Annotated in this window: 20 protein-coding genes; 7 read left to right on the top strand and 13 right to left on the bottom strand. The window is 66.8% G+C overall.

The window, feature by feature from the left end:
• Nucleotides 1–19 precede the first annotated feature (19 nt).
• Entirely contained in the window at nt 20–181 is a 162-nt protein-coding gene (locus tag ABQE89_RS21400) for a hypothetical protein (RefSeq protein ID WP_448420342.1), read from the top strand.
• Nucleotides 182–268: 87 nt separating this feature from the next.
• On the opposite strand, the gene ABQE89_RS21405 is transcribed toward ABQE89_RS21400, so the two are convergent.
• The 6 genes from ABQE89_RS21405 to ABQE89_RS21430 form a co-directional block, all read right to left on the bottom strand.
• Entirely contained in the window at nt 269–1,339 is a 1,071-nt protein-coding gene (locus ABQE89_RS21405) for a hypothetical protein (protein WP_448420344.1), read from the bottom strand.
• A 1-nt stretch (nt 1,340) separates the two neighbouring features.
• Nucleotides 1,341–3,041: an NERD domain-containing protein gene (locus ABQE89_RS21410; protein WP_448420346.1), complete on the bottom strand. Its 1,701-nt coding sequence runs from the start codon at nt 3,039–3,041 to the stop codon at nt 1,341–1,343.
• Nucleotides 3,042–3,418: 377 nt separating this feature from the next.
• Nucleotides 3,419–4,777, bottom strand: coding sequence for a hypothetical protein (locus ABQE89_RS21415; protein WP_448420348.1), 1,359 nt, complete (start codon nt 4,775–4,777; stop codon nt 3,419–3,421).
• 2 nt (nt 4,778–4,779) lie between these two features.
• Nucleotides 4,780–5,064 carry a type VII secretion target gene (locus tag ABQE89_RS21420; protein WP_448420350.1) on the bottom strand — a complete coding sequence of 95 codons (285 nt, stop codon included), beginning with the start codon at nt 5,062–5,064 and terminating at the stop codon, nt 4,780–4,782.
• A gap of 105 nt (nt 5,065–5,169) precedes the next feature.
• Entirely contained in the window at nt 5,170–5,793 is a 624-nt protein-coding gene (locus ABQE89_RS21425) for a VldE C-terminal domain-containing protein (RefSeq protein ID WP_448420352.1), read from the bottom strand.
• Between the two features lie 240 nt (nt 5,794–6,033).
• Nucleotides 6,034–7,395: a DUF7159 family protein gene (locus tag ABQE89_RS21430; RefSeq protein WP_448420354.1), complete on the bottom strand. Its 1,362-nt coding sequence runs from the start codon at nt 7,393–7,395 to the stop codon at nt 6,034–6,036.
• A gap of 124 nt (nt 7,396–7,519) precedes the next feature.
• Between ABQE89_RS21430 and ABQE89_RS21435 the strand changes: the two genes are divergently transcribed.
• The 6 genes from ABQE89_RS21435 to ABQE89_RS21460 all read left to right on the top strand — a co-directional run bounded on the left by ABQE89_RS21435 (nt 7,520) and on the right by ABQE89_RS21460 (nt 14,055).
• On the top strand, nt 7,520–9,109 hold the full coding sequence (locus ABQE89_RS21435) for a DUF7937 domain-containing protein (protein ID WP_448420356.1): 1,590 nt from the start codon (nt 7,520–7,522) through the stop codon (nt 9,107–9,109).
• A 39-nt stretch (nt 9,110–9,148) separates the two neighbouring features.
• Nucleotides 9,149–10,426, top strand: coding sequence for an HNH endonuclease signature motif containing protein (locus tag ABQE89_RS21440; protein ID WP_448420358.1), 1,278 nt, complete (start codon nt 9,149–9,151; stop codon nt 10,424–10,426).
• A 437-nt stretch (nt 10,427–10,863) separates the two neighbouring features.
• A complete protein-coding gene (locus ABQE89_RS21445; RefSeq protein WP_448420360.1) occupies nt 10,864–11,976 on the top strand; it encodes a hypothetical protein in 1,113 nt (370 codons plus the stop codon).
• Between the two features lie 124 nt (nt 11,977–12,100).
• Nucleotides 12,101–12,529: an NAD(+)--rifampin ADP-ribosyltransferase gene (arr, locus tag ABQE89_RS21450; protein ID WP_448420362.1), complete on the top strand. Its 429-nt coding sequence runs from the start codon at nt 12,101–12,103 to the stop codon at nt 12,527–12,529.
• 97 nt (nt 12,530–12,626) lie between these two features.
• The gene (locus ABQE89_RS21455) at nt 12,627–12,845 is read left to right on the top strand and encodes a hypothetical protein (protein WP_448420364.1); all 219 of its coding nucleotides are present in this window, start codon (nt 12,627–12,629) and stop codon (nt 12,843–12,845) included.
• A gap of 13 nt (nt 12,846–12,858) precedes the next feature.
• Complete coding sequence (locus ABQE89_RS21460) at nt 12,859–14,055, top strand: N(5)-(carboxyethyl)ornithine synthase (RefSeq protein WP_448420366.1); 1,197 nt, start codon at nt 12,859–12,861, stop codon at nt 14,053–14,055.
• A gap of 94 nt (nt 14,056–14,149) precedes the next feature.
• Here the strand turns inward: ABQE89_RS21460 and ABQE89_RS21465 are convergent, their stop codons facing one another.
• The 7 genes from ABQE89_RS21465 to ABQE89_RS21495 form a co-directional block, all read right to left on the bottom strand.
• Nucleotides 14,150–14,359, bottom strand: a complete 210-nt coding sequence (locus ABQE89_RS21465; protein WP_448420368.1) for a hypothetical protein — start codon at nt 14,357–14,359, stop codon at nt 14,150–14,152.
• A 16-nt stretch (nt 14,360–14,375) separates the two neighbouring features.
• Nucleotides 14,376–14,534 (bottom strand): DUF6307 family protein, encoded by a 159-nt coding sequence (locus tag ABQE89_RS21470; protein ID WP_448420370.1) that lies wholly within the window; start codon nt 14,532–14,534, stop codon nt 14,376–14,378.
• A gap of 112 nt (nt 14,535–14,646) precedes the next feature.
• Complete coding sequence (locus ABQE89_RS21475; RefSeq protein WP_448420372.1) at nt 14,647–16,125, bottom strand: glycoside hydrolase family 130 protein; 1,479 nt, start codon at nt 16,123–16,125, stop codon at nt 14,647–14,649.
• Nucleotides 16,122–17,147: a glycosyltransferase gene (locus ABQE89_RS21480; RefSeq protein ID WP_448420374.1), complete on the bottom strand. Its 1,026-nt coding sequence runs from the start codon at nt 17,145–17,147 to the stop codon at nt 16,122–16,124. The genes ABQE89_RS21475 and ABQE89_RS21480 overlap by 4 nt, the downstream gene beginning before the upstream one ends.
• Complete coding sequence (locus tag ABQE89_RS21485) at nt 17,144–18,274, bottom strand: glycosyltransferase (protein WP_448420527.1); 1,131 nt, start codon at nt 18,272–18,274, stop codon at nt 17,144–17,146. The genes ABQE89_RS21480 and ABQE89_RS21485 overlap by 4 nt, the downstream gene beginning before the upstream one ends.
• Nucleotides 18,275–18,498: 224 nt before the next feature.
• Nucleotides 18,499–19,896, bottom strand: coding sequence for a WS/DGAT/MGAT family O-acyltransferase (locus ABQE89_RS21490; RefSeq protein WP_448420376.1), 1,398 nt, complete (start codon nt 19,894–19,896; stop codon nt 18,499–18,501).
• A gap of 50 nt (nt 19,897–19,946) precedes the next feature.
• Nucleotides 19,947–20,408, bottom strand: coding sequence for a cyclic nucleotide-binding domain-containing protein (locus ABQE89_RS21495; protein ID WP_448420378.1), 462 nt, complete (start codon nt 20,406–20,408; stop codon nt 19,947–19,949).
• Nucleotides 20,409–20,463 lie beyond the last annotated feature (55 nt).

Raw genomic sequence — 20,463 nt, forward strand, 5'->3', positions numbered from 1 at the left:
GAGCGCAATAGTCGTGGTGATGTCCGACGAGGACGTGCTGACAATGCCAGCGGCGTCCTTCACCTCAGAGGAGCGACGTCTGCGGGAGCTGGTCCGATTCTATTGGCAGAATCCGGATCATCGCGACGAACTGACGGACGGTCAGGCACTCAAGCGCCTGGCTGAAGGTCGATTCGAGTAAGGTGCGCAACAAGACTGAGCAATATCTATCCGACCAGATAAAACCTGCTCGGATCAATCGGAACCGATGGGCCGAACGGGATTGATGTCAAATCCCGCCAGGCTCGCCCAGATTAGCGACTGAAGGGTGCACCACTACCGGATATCCGTGGCGCAACGCGGCCACCGATGGCGCCGGCGTGAGCACGGTCGCTTCATCGGCACCAAAGGCCGTGAGTGCGACAGGGTCGCTGTATCCGGTCGGTTTCCACCGATGCGACCAGCCTTGCCACAGCAGAAGCATCTCATCGTCCGCAGCGACGAATGTGCCATCAGGTAGCGAGTCGATGCGCGCTCTCGGACGGGTGGCCTGGCTACGGAAGCTAGCCAACAGGTCGTCGAGATCGTTCGCGTTCTTGATCCTGGTCGGGTATGCCGATCGCACTGCGCTGAAGTAGTCGCGGTAGCGGTTACGACGGCATGTGAAGCAGGGCCTGTGCCCAGCCGCGAGCGCGACCGCCTCATCGAAAAAGAACAGCTTCTCGTACTTCCTCGGCTGCTTCAGCTCGCGCGGAAAGTTGAGTTCGCACACCAGCCACGTGGAACCGTATGAACGGTTGCCCATGAAAATGCCGCGTGTCGGTACCGCAATAATCTCACCTCTCGGTGTCACCCGGTTACACCGAGTCTGGCGGTGCGTCGGAGTTGTCACCTGTCGTTGCGGCGCCAACGGAGGTGAGGATGTGAGCTCATGGCGCGGGTTCCTGTGGGGAGTTGGCCATATGGGCTCAAGATCATCGACTGTGTCTGTGCCGTCGGAGATCTTGTCTGCGAAGCGCATCGCGAGCTTGTAGCGTTCGGCCACCGTGTCTTCGAACCTGAAACATGGCCGATTGATCCACTGTTGGCGGCCTTGCGCGCTCGGCGTGAGTGCGAATCTCACCCTTCGCCAATCAACGGTCGCTGTCCGCCGCGCTTTGTCCACGTGTGTGACCACGCCCAGCGCGTGAACGCGGCCTACTAGGTCGACAGAGTCCCACGACGCCACGACGATACCGTGGTGTGGCGCCAGATCCCGCAATATGCGGCCTTCCGACAGATCAAGCACGGCACTGTCCAGGATGGCGTCGGGGCCGCCGTAATCCGCTGGATCCAGTCGCCAGAAAGTGTTGGTAGTCAACCTATGCACCCTCCGTGTAGGTACTGTCTGGCAGCTCGCGCGCCGACGCCGTCGGCAGGTTGAGCCGGTGCGCAAGGTCCGGACCGCCCACTGGGCGTAAGAATTCAGGGTCGCCGCACACGACGAGTTGGTCGCGGGCACGGGACAATCCGACGTATAGACGTTCGCGAGAGCGTTCGAAGGCGGCCTCCTCGTTGACGACCAGCACGACCGCGCGGCGTTCAAGTCCCTTGAAGCCCAGCACGTGTCCGTAGAAGACCTGCTCGGTGTCCCAGAAGCTATCCCAATAGGCCTTATGTCCGCCCTTCTGGCGTTCGACCTGCTCAGGATGTCGGCTACCGGTCGTCAACAGCGCGACATCCTCAGGGCGCCAGCCTTCCTCGAGGAGACGCTCGACCTCGTCGTCGCCGGCCACCAGGGCATCCTCTCGCGCACAGGCGACGAACTTGACCGCCGGCCCTTCCCCGCCCAGGAATCGCATCGGATGATCGACGAGCGGCTGAAATGCGTTGGCGATCTGTCGCGTGTTGCGCAGGTTGTGATCGAGCAGGAGCGATACCAGCGGAACTGGCGGCGCGCCATGGCGGTCGAAGACGCGCTGACCTTCGTCGGTGAAGAGGTAGATGCCGCCGGTCTCCTCGTCCTTGAGCGCGGTCAGCAGCGGATCCCACCACGAGTCTGCGAAGTCCTGGGCCTCGTCGACGACGATCGAGTCGAACCGGTGTCCGGTCGCGAGTTGTGCTGCCAATTCGGTCATTTGCAGCGGCAGGTCGTGCTCCCAGAACTGCACGGTCGCGTCGGTGCGCACCGACTCGTCCGGGCCTTCGGGAGCACCCCACAACTTGCCCAGGTCGTGAAACTCGCCCACGTAGGCGGGTTGGTGGCGCCGCGGCCAGGTGGCGCAGATGCGTTCCAGATAGGAGGCCAGGCCGTGCGAGTAGCAGACCAGCGCGAAGCGCTGACCTTTCGCCGAGAGGCGGCGAGCCTGCTCCATCGCCAGGAACGTCTTGCCGCTGCCCGCTCCTCCGCGGATCTCGACGCGGTTGAGTAACTGGATGGCGTCGAGGATGACGGCCTGGTGTTCGGTCAGCGCGTCCGCGGAGTCCTCGTTGGCCAACGCCCGTGCGACGATGCTGCGCTGCGGTAATCCCCTGCCGCTCAAGGTGATTGTGAGCTGATCAATACCCTGGTGGGTGAGCAGCGGTCGGTCGAGTTCCTGTCGGACGAGCACGTACTTGAGTCTGTCGACCAACGTCGGGAGGTCGTCGCGGTCGATGACCTTCCAGCGCGGGCACTCCGGCAGGGCGAAGTCGGTAGCGATCTCGGCGTTGGGAAACACGACGACGTGGTCCCAGCGCAGCCGGCCCTGCGTCCAGCGGTCGTCCTTCTCGACGAACTCGCGAAGCGCGTAGCAGGCCTCGCGGGCCTGGCGCACCGGGTTGATCTTGTGTTCATGACCGCGGCGACGCTGCCACCAGCTCTCGCCGTCGTGCCAGACGTCGCCGCCTTTGACCTCCAGGCAGACGATGCCCGCGCCCTCGATGGCGACGACGAAGTCGACCTCGTGGTCCTTGAGGTGATCGGTGACACGCTGACCCGGGATCACCGCGTCATTGGGTTCGAGCTGCTCAAGCAGGCACTGATAGACCCTGCGTTCGGCGGCGTTCGCGAGCCGGGGTGTTTCCTCGGGAGTGATCGTCATCGTGCAGGCCCCATGATCTTGAAGGGTAGATCCGCTGGACGATAAATATGCGGGATGCGGTTCCGCTGATAGGCCGGACGCGCAGTTGGCGGACTGTTGACGGACGGTTTTCGACCGCTAGCCGGCTCTCGAGTATCAGTTTCCCGTTACGCAGCCCCGCAAGCTCGTCCGTCCCCACGCCACATGGTGCACCCCGGCGAACGCCAGCGCGCAGCACGCGGCAAGGCTGCCTGACCCTACGGCTGCCAGATAGTGTCCTGCTGCCGCCCACCGAACGGCGTACATGAACGGCAGTCCAGTAAACAGAAGGGCTCCCGCGGTGAGCCATGCCAGGCGGCGGCCGCTTGCGGCCCATCCCACCGGCTGCGGCAGTCCCACTATGGACAAGCGATCTCCCCGAGCATCTCCCCCAGCTCGTCTCCGGCAATGACGCCTGCGAACGCACCTACGATAGCGAAGAGCGGAACCGCTACGGGCGCAACACCCGTCGCCGCAGCCAGCGCCGCCCCGCCCTTGGCTAGGCCCCAACTTCCGAGGCCGCTGCCGGCACCTCCGACCGCCGCCACGCACGCGTCATGAGCGGTCTCGGCCATCAGCATGTCGAACACGGTCGTTGCAAAGGTCAACGCCGGGCCACCGAATTTCGCTGCTCTGCCGACCTTCTCGACAGACTCGGCAGTTAGCATGGGCAGTGTTCCACCCCTGCCGACCTGTGCTTCCAGCCCTGCCATGTGCGAGGTGATACTCAGCGACAAGTTGTCGACCAGCTCGACCGGCACCGCAACATGGTGTCCGCCGGCCGCAGTGAACCCCGCAGTGCTATGGCCCGTGGGGTCCATGGACATCGTGAAGTTCGATCCGTCCGCCCACGTGAATGACGTGTAGTCGCAATCGTTTCCGAGATCTCGCCACGAACTGGCACGCGAGATCTCCACGCCCTTCCTGTCGTACTGGGTAATCGAGAAGAAATCCTGCCGACTCGGCCAGTCGAACGGGTCGTATTTCGTGATGACATGACGACTTCCGTCCTGCATCGTCATCGTCGTCACCTCGTCACCGTACTCATTCTCCGATTCGGCGACCTCGCGCACGCTCAGCGCCATCTCGTGGTCGCGCAACGCCTCCTGCTGCAGCACTCCCAACGGATCGCGTGGATCGGTTACCTCATCTGCCGGCGGCGTCGCACCCGACAGAGCGAACAGCACCGAAATCGGATCCGTTTCCGCCATGCCGAACTGATCCATCGCTGCCCGAATGGCTTTCGAGATCTTGTCGTCGGCGTCCCCCACCGCCCCCAAGAGGTCGTTGATCTCGTCTTGCGACGCCGCCGCCAACTCCGCCAGCTCCGCGAACTGCTCGGCTGACATCCGCACCGCATCGACCAGCACCGCCCAGTCGTCGGTCACTCGCAGCGGACCAGCCTCGATCTCATCGGCCTTGCGCAGCAACGCCGCCCGCGCCGCCCCGAGGGCGTCGGCACCCGTGCGCACCGCCGCCGCGACCGCCTTCCCATACGAGCCGACGTCAGCGGCATAATCGTTGGCCCGCAGGAACATCGCCAACGCAGCCGAATGCGCGCGCCCCTCCCACGCCCGCATCTCCGGCATGCGCGCACACGCCTTCTCGATTCCGCCCACCGCGGAAACAACCTCGTCGGCTGACGCGCCGATCGTGTCGGCCGCAGCCACGAGGGCGTCGGGATTCCAGCCTTGCAACGTCGGGCGCGACGGCAACATCGTCAGAACACCCCGTCGAACTCGCCCGCCAGCGCATCGTCGGTGACCTCGAACGTGTCACCGGTGCCGCGGACCGCTGCGCCCATCGTCGTCACGTTCTGGGCCAGCTGCGTCACCATCTGCGCCAGGTGCTCGCCGACCGCGCGCACCGCCCACTGTGTCGTCGACCCCGGCAACGCATCGGCCGCCGATGACGTCCGCCCACCGAGGTCCGCCTGCGCGATCGCGTCGGCGGCGACGTCCACCTGCCCGGCAAAAGCACGCAGAATCTCCGGGTCGACCAGCACCCCTACCCCCTGTATGTGTCGGCATCGTCCTTCGATTCTCCGACACCGCAGGGGCATGTCATTGCAGCAATTTCCGGCCCGAGCGCCGAGGCGCATCGCCGCCGGTCAGCGGAGGTAAACCTGCCCCTCCGAAGGGAATCCGCCGCCCTTGGTCGCGATGTGCACGTGGTCGTAGTGGTTGGCGGTGTCCGACCCGCGGTTCGACATCAGCCGTTGCGAGCCGTCGGGCTTGTAGATGGTCTGCCGCCAGATCGCGTGCACCAGCCCGAAGCGTTCCGCGTTCTCCAACACATAGGCAAGCACGCTGTCCCCCAACGCTTTCCCCTCTTCCGAGCGTGCGTTCGGGATCATCACGTCGATCGCCAAGCCGTGCGGATGCCACTTCAACGGGTCTGAGCGAACCCCGCCGATGTCGAGAATCTCGGGGAATGTCGCACTCACCGCCCGCGCCGCCAGGATCGTGCTGACCTGCAGCCCGGTCTCCTTCGCCACGCCCTGCGGCAGCTCCGGCGGAACAGGGGGCGGCGGCGGTGGCTGGGCCGCCATCAACTGCACCGGCGGCGCGCTCGGCGCCGGTGCCGCCGCCGTGGCCTCGCAGCACTCCGCTGCGTCACTGACCTGCGGGTGGCCGTCCCCGCCGACAACAAACAGCGCCACCGCCGAGATCGCTCCCCCGACGACGGCTAACCGCGGCCTCCTCCGCGTCTTGGCTAATGCGTGTCTTCCCATCGGCCGCGGAGACTACCGACGCCGCGCTCGCCTCAGCCAACTCGTCGCTCAAGCGTCTGACGCCTTCCGCGCCACCCATTGAGCCGCAACGCCCGAGCTAAAGGGCTAAACCACACCACACCGCGGCGGGCTCGCCCCGCCCACTCACCGTGGTGAACATCATGAAGGCCACCGATTGTGACGCGGCCAGATTCAGGACAGGACGTGGTCGTCTTCACCAACCAGCGCTGAGCACTGCCGTTACGGCGTCTCCACCACCGTCGTCGCGGGCGCCTCGATCGACCCACCACTGCTGCTGTCGCTGCCGCTCGAAGGAGCCTCCAGAGCAGGCGGGGGTGCCTCCGGAGCGACGGCCGGCGGAGTGTAAGCGGGCTCCACCTGGGTCACGGGCGGCTGCGTCGGTGTGACCGGCGAGTACAGGATCGGGGGCTGTTCCTCCGACGTCGTCGTCTCCTCGGTCGTCGTCGTCTCCTCGGACGTGGTCGTCTCCGACGTCGGCGGCGCCGTGGTGGTCGTTGTTGTCGTCGTCTCCGTGGTGGTGGTCGTCGTCGGCGTCGTGGTGGTGGTCGTCGGCGTGACGGACGTCGTCACCGTCGTCGTCCAGGTCGGCACCGTCGGGAACGGGTTGAACGGCGGGAACGGAACGACCGGCACCGGAACGACCGGCACGTTCGGCGCTGGTGCGGGCGGCGGCGCGGGCACTTGCGGGGCGGGAACCTGCGGCGCGACGCTGTTCGGCCCCCGGTTCGGCCGCACGCTGGGTGCCCGCGGGGCCTCGGGCGCCGGCGACACCACCGCGACCGGCAACGCCACCGGATCCGGCTCATGCGGCACCTGCGGCAGGTATCGGCCCGGCACCGTGTCGGCCTGAGCCTGCGCCGGCGGTGGGGGCTGCGCCGACACATCGGCGACCGGTCGGACCGCTATCGCCACCGATGCCGCCAGCGTGGCGAAACTGACCACCACAAAACCCAGCGCACTGCCCATCAGCAGGGTTCGCGGCGGCGGCGGCGCGATCATCGAGGTGTAGGCCTCTTCGTCCTCCAGTTCCGGGACGAACTCCTCCAGCGAATCGAAGGGCAGCTCGTATTCGCCCGGCTCCTCCTGCGAGTAGGCCAGCTGAGGTCCCACCACGGCGGGGTCGGCCGCCTGCGCCATTTGCGTCGCGTCTGCGGCCGCGGGTGCCATTTGTGTCGCGTCTGCGGCCGCCGGCGCCATCTGCGTCGCCGCACCCGCAGGGAATCCGATCTGCGCCGCACTCCGCGCGGTCGCGAACTCGTCGTCTGCGTCGGCATTACCGGCCAGCGCCGCAGTCGCGTCGGCCTCCGACACCACCTCGACGTTCGCCACGCCCGCGTCGACCACCATCTGGCGCAGCTCCTCGGCCCGCGCGGCCTCGGGAACACAGATCCGCGTCGCGGCGACCTGGTTGCCCGAATCGGCCACCGCGCGGTAGGTGCCGACGATCGTCTCGGCCAGATCGGTCATCACGTCGTCTGGCAGATCCAGCGCGTACTGGTCGTAGACCTGCGCATCCGATGCGCCGACCATCGCCAACCGCGCGACCCGATCGGTCACCGCCACTCCGAGGACTACGTCCACCGATTCACCTTCGCCATTCCCCTACTTGCCCCGACGGCCCAAGCTACCCCGCCGCCGTGCTTGTGTGACGAGGCAAAAGTGAGCACGCTGAACCCCATTGAGTCTCTAGAGGAGGAATCGGCACGTGAGCGATCCGCGTTACGACGCATCGGCCACCGTCGCGGTGCCCACCACCGCCGTGGCCGCGGGCGGCCGATCACCACGCCTCGGCCACGTGCCCGTGCGCACCAACATCGTGCGCGACGGCATCGCGGTCGCCCTGCTGGTCCTCGCGCTGCTGCTGCCGTGGAACCTCGACTTCGGACTGACCGTCCCGGGCAGTCCGCGCAGTGTGTGGGCGGTCGTGGTCGTGGTGACGCTGCTCGCGGTCAGCGCCGCGCTGGACGCGCACATCGGGCCGCTGCGGCTGACCAACCCGGGCCTCGACGTCCGCCTGCTCAGCCGCGTCCGGCTGTTCGTGTGTCTGCCCTACCTTGTCGTCGCGGCCGGCTTCGTCGGCTACCACCTGATCGAGACTGTGCGCGACGGCGGAACCGGCATCACCCCGCCGGGTGTCGGCCCCGGTCTGCTGCTCGGTATCGGCGGTGCGCTGCTGGCCGCACAACCACCGGTGACCAGTATCACCATCGAGGGCAGCGGTTTTCGGCGCTGGTATGCACTCGCCCGGGTGCTGGGCGCGGTGTCGATCGGGCTCGCGACGCTGGCGGTCGGGTGGAACCTGTACTGGCGGCTGCGCTACCTGTTCGTCGCGAACGCCGAGTTCGACGGTCAGGACGTCGCCGTGATCGTCACGACGCTGCTCTACGGCGCGGTGGCGCTGACCGCGTTGATCATCGGGTCGCGCTGGCTCGTCCTGAGGTCGGCGGCCGGGCGGATGGCAGCCACCGCGCTGGGCGCCTCGGCCGGGTTGGCCGCGACGCTGGTGTGGATCTTGCCGGTGGGCCGCGACGTCGACGCCTTCCACGGCATCGCGCAGAACACGTCGACGGCGGCCGTCGGCTACGAGGGGTATCTGTTCTGGGTGGCCGCCGCGGCGATCGTCGGGCCGACGACGCTGTACACCGTCTTCCTGATCAAGCCGCCGACGCTCGGAGCATTTCGGTCGGCGGCCCAGAAGTGCCTGACGCTGATCGCGTTCTGGGCGTTCGCCGCGGCCCTGTGCCGCGTGGTCGACTTCGTGATCGCCGCATCGCTGGATCTGCCCCGCGCCCTGTACGACAGCGTGGCGATGACGGCGTTCAATCTGTTCGCCGGCCTCATCGCGTGGTGGCTGCACCGCCAACTCGACCGGGGATCGCCGGCGCTGGCCGTCATCGCCGCGTTCAGCGCGTTGTTGTTCGTGTTCGCGGTGGCCAACGTGACGATCGGCGTCGCACTGGCTCCGCGCTACGCCGAAGCCCCGCCCGACACGATCTACGGCAACAACCTGGCCCAGCAGATCACCAGCACGTTCGACGTGGTGATCTGCCTGTTGGGTGCGGCCGTGCTGGTCGTGATGCTGTTCACCGGTCCGCTGGCGGGCTATCTGATGCGTCGCCGTGAATCCCGGACCGCGGCCCCGGCACCGTCGGCACCGTCGCAACTTCCGAGAATTGTTCGGCGCGAAGAGGATTCAGCGACGTCGGTGTTGGCGCCGGAGACCGAGCAGTTCACCACCGCCCTGCGGATCCAGCGCCGTAGCTCCGACGAACCTCCGTCAGGGCCCGGCGGCTAAGGGTCCGAACTTGTCAGACCCCGTTGGCATGATGCGGGTATGTCGACGGCTACACCAGGTGACGCCAGGGTGATGAGCCCTACGGAGCGTCTCGACGCGTGCATTGCCGAGTTGGAGGAGCTTTCCGGCCAGCGCAACGCCATCGATGGGCGCATCGTGGAGCTCACCGCCGAGATCGACCGTGACGGGCTGTGGGCGACGACGGGCGCGCGGTCGGTCAAGCACTTTGTGTCCTGGAAGCTGGGGATGAGTGACACCACCGCCGAATCGGTGGCTACCGTCGCGAAGCGGTTCGACGAGTTTCCGCGCTGCACGTCGCAGATGCGGGACGGCCGACTGTCGTTGGATCAGGTCGGGGTGATCGCCAAACACGCCGCCACGGGCTCAGACGACCATTACGTCGAAATGGCGTCGGTGGCCACGGTGAACCAGTTGCGGATCGCGATCAGGCTGGAGCCACGCCCGACCCCGCCCAAACCTGAACCGCAGCGCTCGATCACCAAGACCACCGGCGACGAGTACACCACCTACCGGATCACCGTCCCGAACATCGAGGCGGCCAAGGTCGACGCTGCGCTGCAGTCACACCGCGACGCGCTGATCAACGAGCACATCAGCACCCACGGACCCGACGCTGCCGGTGACAGTCACGACCGCAGAGCGCAGCGCGACTACCTGACTCGGCCGCCGTTCCCGACATTGACCGACGCATTCATGCGGATGGTGGAAACTGCCTGGGACAGTGAAGTCGCGCGACGCCCCCACGGACAGCACACGACCGTGATCGTGCATCTGGACGCCGAAAAGCGCGCCGGCTGGGTCCACCTGGGTCCCGCACTCTCGGACGCCGACCGCCAATACCTGTTGTGCGACACCAACTGTGAGGTGTGGCTGCAGCGCGGCGGGCAGGTCATCGGGGCAGGACGCTCGACGCGGGTGATCAGTAGGCGCTTGCGTCGCGCGTTGGAGTACCGCGACCGCACCTGCCGGGTGCCCGGCTGTAACGCGACTCGTGGTCTGCACGCTCATCACATCCAGCACTGGGAAGACGGCGGGCCCACCGAACTGGGGAATCTGGTGTTGGTGTGTCCGTACCACCATCGGATGCATCATCGCGGCGAGATCACCATCACCGGACCCGCCGACCGACTCACCGTGTCCGACAGCTCCGGCCGAATACTCGGGGCCGGTTCGCTGGCCCGCCCACCCACCAAACCTCCGCCCGCGGTTGCGCCCTGGCGCGGACCGCTCGGCGAACGGGCCGACTGGTGGTGGTACCAACCCTTCGAACCCCAACCGCCGCCGTCACCCAACTAGGCCCGACGCCGACACGACGTCGACGCGCAAACAGGCTGGCGCACCGGGTGATCCGCGTGCCGGTTCGACAGAGGCTGTCGGAAAGTCGGGTTTTTGAGACACCGTCGCCACGCTCCGGCTCGACGGTGCGCCAGCCCCACGCTCGGGCCGTGGCCAACTGCGTCACCGAGATCGGCCTGCCCGTGCCGCCTCCGCGACGGGCGTTACTCCTGTGACGCATGAGATCAAATCCCGCAGCCAGCAAACAAAACCATAGGGAAACACCTGATTCCTTCACGAGCGCATCTCCGTACGCTCGGCAGCAGACGGGCCCGATGGGCTGACCGTCGAACATCCATAACCAAGCATCAGCAGCAACCAGAGATCCACACCCGAACGCGGTGGAGTTGTGCGCCCCAGCAATACCCGGCACCGACTCCGCATCGAAGGACACCGCAATGGCTTATCCCCAGTATTACCACGAGCATCAGCCAACCGTCCCGTGGCCTGACGACTACGACGGTCCAGATCCTCAGCGCCGCAGAAGAACTCCGATACTCGCTGCCTCGCTAGCCGGGCTCATTGCGGTTCTCGTGCTGGCGGTCGGCGTTCTGCTCGGTCTTCAGGTCGGCGGATCCGATCCCGCCGAGACCGTCTCCTCCAGCCCGTCACCGTCCGTTGTCGCAAGCGCCCCCAGTGCGGTGGAGCCGACGACGCCGCAGCCTGCCGGTGTGGACACCGGGCGGCGGCGCGCCCTCGAGGCCGCCCGCCTGGACCGGTCGACATACGAGTCGCTGAGCGCGCGTGAGTTCGCCCTCATGGCCAAGGACCCCGACGGGTGGGCCGGCCGGAAGATCATCGTCTACGGGGTGATCACTCAGTTCGACTCCGCGACCGGTGCGACGTCCTTCCGCGCCGACACCGGCCCCGCGCCGGTGACCGACGTCTACGACTACGACCAGAACACCTTCGTCACCGCCCACGACGCAGGTATGGCCTCTGACTTCGTCGAGAAGGACAGGGTGACGATGTACGTCGAGGTCGACGGGGCGCTCACCTACGACACCCAGATCGGCGGCTCGGCGACCGTGCCGTCGCTGATGGCCAACATCATCGAGAGCACGAGTTTCCGTCCCGCGCCGCGACCGGCGTACCCGACGGTTGCGCCGTTGCCCGTCCCCGATGCCGAGTCCGCCAGCGGGAATCAACTGCGCGCGATCGCCACGAGCGACAAGCCGATCGTGGCTGCGTCTCTCGCAGATCGCTGGGTGCCGCAGTTGAGTGCCAAGCGGCTCGGACTGGTCGCCGAAGGACGCACGTGGACCCACGCGGCGATACTGGCCGAGCACGAGCAGCTCCGACAGACTTACCCCGGCGTTCGGCTGCTGTGGTCAGGTAACTGGTCGACGTTCTCCGAATCGAACTTCTGGGTGACGATCGCGGGTTCCACCTTCCCCAGCGCCGAGGGTGCGTTGGCGTGGTGCAGCAGCGTCGGATTCGACCGAGACCACTGCTTCGCGAAACTGGTCAGTGCCACACACCCCGTCGAGGGCAGCACTGACTACAACTGACGGCCGCATCGGCCCCGAGGTCTCGTCTCACTCTCACTGTACGACCGGACCCGGGGCTTGCGGCAAGGCCCCTGAGGTGACGCACAATCGTCCGGCCACGAACCACGACGGACGGAGACCCGCTGTGCCGCACACCCCGAAACCCTTCGAAGTCCACGAGTCCGGCGCCTACCTGCACGGCACCAAGGCCGACCTGAAGATCGGTGATCTGTTGGTGCCCGGGCGTCCGTCGAACTTCGAAGACGGCCGCATCATGAACCACGTCTACATCACCCAGACCCTCGATGCCGCGGTGTGGGGCGCCGAGCTGGGCGCGGGCGACGGGCCCGGCCACATCTACGTCGTCGAGCCGCTAGGCCCGGTCGAGGACGACCCCAATGTGACGGACAAGAAGCTCCCCGGTAACCCGACCCGCTCCTACCGCACCCGCGAACCCGTGCGCATTGTCGGCGAGCTAACCGACTGGGTCGGGCACACACCCGAACAGCTGCAAGCCATGCAGGACACGTTGGCCGACCTCCGGCGCCGAGGAGAAGCCGTCATCTACGACTGACATCTCCTGATCCGAGCCCGCCGCCTGTTTCATTTATTGTTGACACACAAACTAATTGACGGTGTACTTGGGTTCTACCTGCAGATTAGAGAATCTCATGATCGCCAAGATCGAATCCCGACTTATCAGTCTCATCAAGTCCGCCGCAGTGGCCACACTCAGGTTCGGACAACGCCTGATGGGCGCAGAACCCACCGCGAGCCGCGCCGCCGACGCGCGCCTCGCTGACACACACCGGCACGACCAGGCGGCGCAGGCCGACCGTGGCCGTGACACCAAGCTCGAACACCAGAATCGGGCCGACGGCGCCACGTGAGCGGCACCACCGAGTGACGAACACCGCTGATACGCAACCGCTTTCACTCGGTGTCCTGTCGCGCTCACGCAAGCAGGACGAGCGCCGACTACCCATTCACCCGGGCCACTTCAGCAAGATAGATCCGACAATCCGGGACCGGATCTTCCTCGAGCACGGCTACGGTGCGGACTTCGGTGCCACAGACGACGCGCTTGCCGGCCTCGTCGGCGGCATCCGCACCCGCGAACAGCTCATCGCCGACTGCGACGTTATCCTGCTGCCCAAGGTCGAGGCGCCGGATCTGACCGAATTTCGTGTCGGACAGGTCGTCTGGGGCTGGCCGCACTGCGTCCAGAACACCGGCCTGACTCAGGTCGCCATCGACCGACGGTTGACGCTGATCGCCTTCGAGGCGATGAACCACTGGCAGGCCGACGGCGGCTTCGGGCTGCACGTCTTCCACAAGAATAACGAGCTCGCCGGCTACTGCTCAGTCCTGCACGCCATGCAACTGATCGGCGTCACCGGCAACTACGGCCAGCGCCTGCGCGCGTCCGTCATCGGGTTCGGCGCCACTGCCCGCGGCGCGGTCACCGCCCTGAGCTCCCACGGCGTCGACGACGTGCGGGTGCTGACCAACCGCGACGTCGCAGCGGTCGCCGCGCCGATTCACTCCACCCAGATCATCCAGATGGGACAAGACGCCGGAACCACGCCCGAACAGACGTGGGCGGACACCCCCGACGCCGGTGTCGTACCCGTCGCCCGCGTTCTCGCCGACAACGACATCGTCGTCAACTGCGTACTGCAGGACCCCCGCAACCCGTTGCTCTTCGCCACCGACAAGGACCTGGCCACGTTCGCTCCGGGCAGCCTGATCGTCGACGTCTCCTGCGATGTGGGCATGGGCTTCAGCTGGGCCAAGCCGACGACGTTCGTCGAACCGCTGCGGGAGTTGGCGAACGGCGTGTACTACTACGCGGTCGACCACAGCCCCTCGTACCTGTGGAAATCAGCGACGTGGGAGGTCAGCGAGGCCTTGCTGCCGCACCTGGACACCCTCCTGGCCGGCCCGGCGGCCTGGCAAGCGAGCCCGACCATCCATCGCGCCGTTGAAATTCGCGACGGCGTCATCCTCAACCGCGACATCCTGTCGTTTCAGCGCCGCGACGATGCGTTTCCGCACCTGATGTCCAACGCGCCGCCCTCGGACTCCCACACCGCGTGAGCCGCGTCGTCCTCGCTGCGCTGGGTCCGCCGCCCAACGCCGCCGCGGCGCATCTCGGCGACGGTTGAAAACGTTCGCCCCTCAGCGAGGTATGTCATGGGCTTGGGTGACGAATCGCCGCGCGGCGAAAGCCGACTTCGATATCCACATCGCGCGGATCCCAGCGGCCCAGATGGGTGGCGAGCGCTGAAAGCGAACCCCGGACCAGCGAGCGCTCGTTCGCCACAAACCCCGCACCCACGCGAATCACCTCGTCACGGCACACGATCCTCCGCTCGTCCTGAGTTTCGCTCGTCGTGGCCACGTTTCAGGCCCGGACGCTAGCGAATCTGCTCGGGGATCGAATTCAGCGTATGCAGAACCTGCACCGCCAATTCGCTTGCAGCCTTGTCCCCGAGCTTCGAGTGAGCCTTGATGGTTTCTGCTACCAACTCAACACGTTTGGTGTACGGGGTGCGCAGCTCAGTGGGAGTACTCATGGGAGTTCCTTTTCAATCGAACATGTTTCGCTCGAAACCGAGCTGTCCGATACCTTCGACCCTACACCCATTCTCGCTGGTGTGTTCGATCCCGCGTCGCCTCCGGCCACCGTCAGGACTGGAGTGCGACCACCAACTCACCCAGCGGCACGGTCGCGAAACCGATCGCCGCGTCGCCGATGCCGTACGGCACCACCAGCACGTCTCCGTGCAGTAGCGCACCGCACGAATACACCACGTTCGGCACATACCCATCCTGCTCGTCGGCGGCCGGGCTCAGCAGAGGTTGGTCCAGCTGACCGACGATCCGCGTCGGCTCGTCGAGGTCGAGCAGCAACGCGCCGATCCGGTAGGTGCGCATCGGGCCCACACCGTGGGTGAGCACCAGCCACCCGGCCTCGGTCTCGATGGGTGGACCGCAGTTTCCCAGCTGCAATGTCTCCCACGCCCGCGCCGGCTGCTGGCACGGCGCAGAGTCCGCCCACTCGAACGGATGCGGCGAGAACGCGACCGCATTCGATTCCCGGTCCGACCGGGACATCGCCGCGAAACGTCCCCCGATCCGGCGCGGGAACAGCGCGAGACCCTTGTTCGCCGCCGCCGGGCCCACCATCGGCGTCGACGTGAACGCCCGGAAGTCCGTGGTCTCCAACAGTTGCTGGCTGATATGCGATCCGCTGTAAGCGGTGTAGGAGGCATAGAAGGTCACTGTGCCGTCGTCGTCAGCGAAGCGCACGAAGCGCGCGTCCTCGATGCCGCCGGCCTCGGCGCTCGTCGCAGGCCACAGCACCCGCTCGGAAAGCACGCTGTCGTCGGTGAATTCGATGCCGTAGGTTCGCGACGCAATGACCCGGATCAACGAAATTGTCTCGGCCGCACGGCCCCGCGTCGCCCGGTGACTTGCCAGCATGGACAGCTGCTCTTCCAGATCGACCGTGGTGAACTGGTCACCGAGCGCATCCAGAACGTAGTCGGCGGCCTCGCCGCTGCCGTGCAGTCGGCGTAGCTCGCTGCGGATCACCGCACCGTCCAGCAATGTCGGCACGCTGGATCCCACCGTCGAGAAGGCGGCCCGATCGTCGAGCGCCACCTCGCCGGCGCTGTCCACCACACCGGTCCGGAACCCGATCGACGAAATGTGGCCCTCGCCGATGCCGCGCACGCTCATTACGAACCGTAGGCCGCCCGCCGCGACGCCGCTCTGATCGGGATGAGCGACCATGCTCGGGTTGCACAAGGCCGCGCCCTCGATCGCGTACTCGTTGGTGAAGACCGCCCCCAGCAACATCATTCGTGCCTCGGAAAGCTCACCGGCGCGGTCCACACGGTCGGCAACTTCACGCGCATGCCGACGGAAGGTCCCGACAAGATCGCGGTGCCGCCCGTCGAAGCGGGTGACGACGTCATCCAACGAAGTACGGACCTCGTCCTCGTCGAGCGCCAGGATGCGTTTCAGCACGGCGCCGGCACGGGAGTCCTGGTGCTCGAACCCCTCCTGGCCGGGCACGAACAGCCTGGTGATCACCCTCGACCGATCCGACTCGAGCCGCAGCGCCCGGCGGGTCGCCAAACCGGGCCGCACCGATGTCACTGGGACACAGTTCGATATTGCTGTGCGTGCTGCGAGGTCGAAATCAGCGCAAGCGTGGACTCGGCGCCTTGATTGCGGTTTACCCCGTCAGCGTGCAATCCGTCGTATCCGCCGCCGGTGTGCGGATCCCACATCAGCTGTCCCGCGTCGTTGTCACCCATGAACCATCGGGCCGCGGCCACGACACCGTCCCGCCAGATCGGGTTGTCGGCGTCGACGGCGGCGGCGCGCGCACACGCGTCGGCGAGCGTGGACACTTCGATGGGCTGTTGATCGAACGCGGGCGGGCGGTCCCCGGGACCTCTGCCCGCAACCGGTGTGGGCGAAAGATGGCCGTCGCCCGTTTCGTTGTCGATCAACCATGCCAGCAGATCCAGACCGCGCCGGCACAGCGCCGAATCGTCGAGCGCGGCCCCGGCGGCGATCATCGCCTCGGGCAGAACGGCGTTCGCGTATCTCAGCCGCGGCTCGGGCCACGGCCATGCCGCGTCCTCGTTCGGGGCCGGCACTGTGGCGGCATAGTCGGTGAGCAACACGCGTGCCGCGCGGTGTTGCGGGTCGAGCGCGAGGACTTCGGCGGCGCCCAGGGCGGCGAAAGCCATTGCGCGCGGCCATTCCGACCTTTCCTGTGCCGCACGGTCAAACTGCACGAGGGCCGACTGCTGGGCGCAGACGACCTTGCTGCGCGCCGCAGCGGTCCCCAACCCCCACACGCACCTGCCCCACGGATCCTCCAACGCCGGCTCGTCGATCCAATTGCCGGAGCTGTCCATCCGGTTGCAGCAGGCACCCTTCAGCGCTATCGCATCGTCGAGGAAGCGCAACGCGACGCCCGCCAGACCGTTCAGTGCGCGGTCGGGCTCCTCGTTTCGGGTCGTCACGACCAGTACCCGCGCCACATCGTCGGTGCAGTAACCATGTTCGGGCCGCGGCTCGGCGAGTTCGGCGTGCTCAAAGGTGCCGCGGCGGTCCGACAGCCGAAACAGATGGTCGAAGACCGGCGCCGGCGACACCGCGGTCATTCGCTGGCCTGACGCTGCGCCAGAAGCCGGCGGGCCATGGCCAGATACGCGCCGGCGACCACCGGCCACGCCAACTCCGGCGCCAGACGTCTGGCCTCTGCGGCCATCTCGCCTGCGAGACGAGGTCGCGTCAGCACCTGGCGCAATGCGGTCGCCAGTGCAGCCGGATCGTCATGATCGACGACGATGCCCGCTCCGGTCGCCAGCAACTCGACCGCGTGCGGGAACGCGGTCGCCACCACGGGCCGACCGCTCGCGATCGCATCGACCAGCACACCGGAGGTCACCTGATCCGTCGAGTCGTAGGGCAGGACCACCACCGCGGCGGACTGCGCCAGAACCGTCAACATTTCCACGTTGCGGTAACCGGTCTCGAAGTGCACCGAGTCCGCAACACCGCATCGGCGCGCCTGCTCGATCCGCGCATCGCGGTATGCCTCGCCATCGGCGGCCAGCACCTTCGGGTGAGTGCGGCCCGCCACCAGATACCGCGGCCGTCCCGGCAGATCCTTGAGCGAACGCATCGCTTCGATGACCCGCTCGATGCCCTTGCCCGGGCCCATCAGACCCCATGTCAACACAATCGGTCGGCTGCCCCGGGAGCGAGCGGCGCCCGCCGGCACTGCCGCGCCGTGCGGGATGGTGACGACCTTGCGGCCGTCGATGCCGAACCCGCCGCGCAGCCGCTGGTTGGCCGCCTCCGACATCACAATTACCTGATCCGCCCGCGCCACCACCTCTTCCAACACCGAACGCTGGTGTGGCGTCGGATCTTTCAAGACGGTGTGGGCGACCACGATCGAAGGGACGCGCAGCCCGTCCATGATGTCGACGACCTCGTCTCCGTCGACACCTCCGTAGATGCCGTACTCATGCTGGATGACGGTGACGTCACTCTTGTTCAACAGTTCGGCGCACCTGAGGGCGGATACGGTTGAGCCGTTGACCATCTCGCCTACGACACGTGCGCTCGCGCAAGACCTGCCGTCGGCCAGTCGGACGACGCTGACGTCGACACCGTGTGCGGTCAAGCCCTTGGCCAGTGCGGCGCTGAAGGTCGCCAGCCCGCACGGTGTCGGTGGATATGTGCTCAGGATGCCGACGCTCGGGGCGTCTGGGCCTTCTATCCCGGCAACGGGCGTCGTTCTACCCGGAAGGGTGTATAGCGTAGTCAAGGGTGATCCCAACTGGCGGTTGTCACCTGCATGCCCGGCGTGAGCGATTGCTCGGCGCGGTCAACGGCTAGGCAGCTGACACATCCCGGGACTGGCTGGATCTCCAACTATTCAACGGTACACGCGCACTCACCGGCCCTGCTTAGCGCGTGGTCAGGGGGCGGAACCGTGCCACATTACTTCTCTTTGCGGCGCTTGCCGACAAGCTCAGCCAACTCCGTCTCGAAGCGGTCCGCCAGATCCCACAGGTCGTCGACGAGTTGCCGACAGGACACCATGCCCACATTGAGCTTGCCGCTCAACGACATCACCGTGATGTTGAGCCCCGAGCCGTGAAAGATCGGCCCCAGCGGGAACAGCGACTTCATCCGCGCGCCCATCGCGTACAGCGTCGTCGGCGGGCCCGCCACGTTCGAGATCACCGCATTGTGAATCGCGGCCGTCTTCAACGGCGTGCGCGACATCACCTCCAGCACCACCCCGAACGCCGCAGGCGGAAGCACCTGGGTCACATCGGCCAGCAGCGTCGGCGCGATCGCCGCGCTGTGTTCCTTTGCCCGCGAACTGGATTCGGCGATCACCCGCAGCCGCTGCACCGGATCGGCGATCTGCGTCTGCAGGTTGCAGAACATCCCCGAGAGCTGATTGCGCCCCGGCCGGTCGGACTTGTCGTGCACCGGACTGGGCACCACCGCCACCAACGGCCGCTCGGGCAGCTCGCCGCGACCCTCGAAATACCCCCGCAGCGCCCCCGCGCACAACCCCATCACCACGTCGTTGACCTTCACGCCGAACCGGTCCTTGACCCGCTTGACGTCGTCCAACGGCAGCTGCGCGAACGCGACCGCGCGGTCCGAGGTGATCTCGGCGTTGAACACCGTCGACGGCGCCCTGAACGGCGCGGCCATCGCCCGACCACTGCGCGCCCGACCGATCGTGCTGACGACGGTCGACACCGCCGCCGGCACCGCCCGCGTCAACTCCCACGGCCGGGTGAGAAACCGCATGAACCCGTCGGCGGCGATCGCCAACGGCGCCCCACCGCCGGGCCCCTCGACCGGATCTGGTGGCGGCGCATCGGGTTCGACATCACACAGCTGGTCGATCAGGTTGGCCGCCGACACCCCGTCCACCGCGGCGTGATGCACCTTTATCATCAACACCACCGGACCACCGTCATGCGGATCGCTGCCGTCGACGCCCTCGATCACCCACATCTCCCACAGCGGCTCACTGCGGTCCAGCGGCGTCGACGCGATGCGCCCGCACACCTCGGCCAACTCCTCGCGCCCGCCCGGCGCGGGCAGCCCGACGCGGTGCAGATGCCGCGACACGTCCAGATCGGGGTCCTCCACCCACACCGGGTGGTCCAGGTTCAGCTGGCTGTTGGCCAATTTGGCGCGCAACTCCGGCAGCCCCTGCATGCGCGACGCCAGATGCTCGCGGATCCCCTCGAAGCTATAGCCGCCGGGGATGGTGGTGGTGTCCAACTCGGCGATCGAGCACACATGCAGTGGGACACTGGGCGATTCGCTGTAGAGCAAACTCGCGTCGAACGCGCTCAGCCGTTCCATCCACCCGAATTACCCCCGCCGGCATGGGCACCAAACCTCGGGGCCCCGGGTCAGGCCGAGTCGGTCGCCTCTCGCGGGGCGTGGCGGGCCACCGTCGCGTCCATCGCCTCACGCAACGCCGGTAGCTCGTCGACGAGACGCCGCAGATCGTCACGCGCGATGTGGAGCACTTCGGCGCGCCCGGTCGTCGTCACCGTGGCGTTGCGCAGCGCCCCGCGCAGGACCGACTCGCCGATCACCTCGCCCGGCCCGACCGTGGCGATCCGGTCGTGGCCGACGTAGACCCCGGCTTCCCCGCTGAGCAGGATGTAGCAGGCATCCGAGGGGGTCTGCTCTTGAATCAGCGGCCACGGTCCCGATGTCGACGTGCGGTGGGCGGCCTCCAGCAGACGCTTGAGGTCGTTGTCGGAGAACTTCGAGAACGTCTCGAACTCCCGCAGCCGGCCGGCGTCCTGGGCGATCTCCTGTGCGCGGGCTTCTGCGCTCGCACGGGCGTACTTACGGTTGTCCATGGTGGGCTCCCCCATCCGCGATGTGCCCCTGACATCGGGCAGCTTAGCGAACGAC

The sequence above is a fragment of the Mycolicibacterium sp. XJ1819 genome, assembly GCF_053483675.1.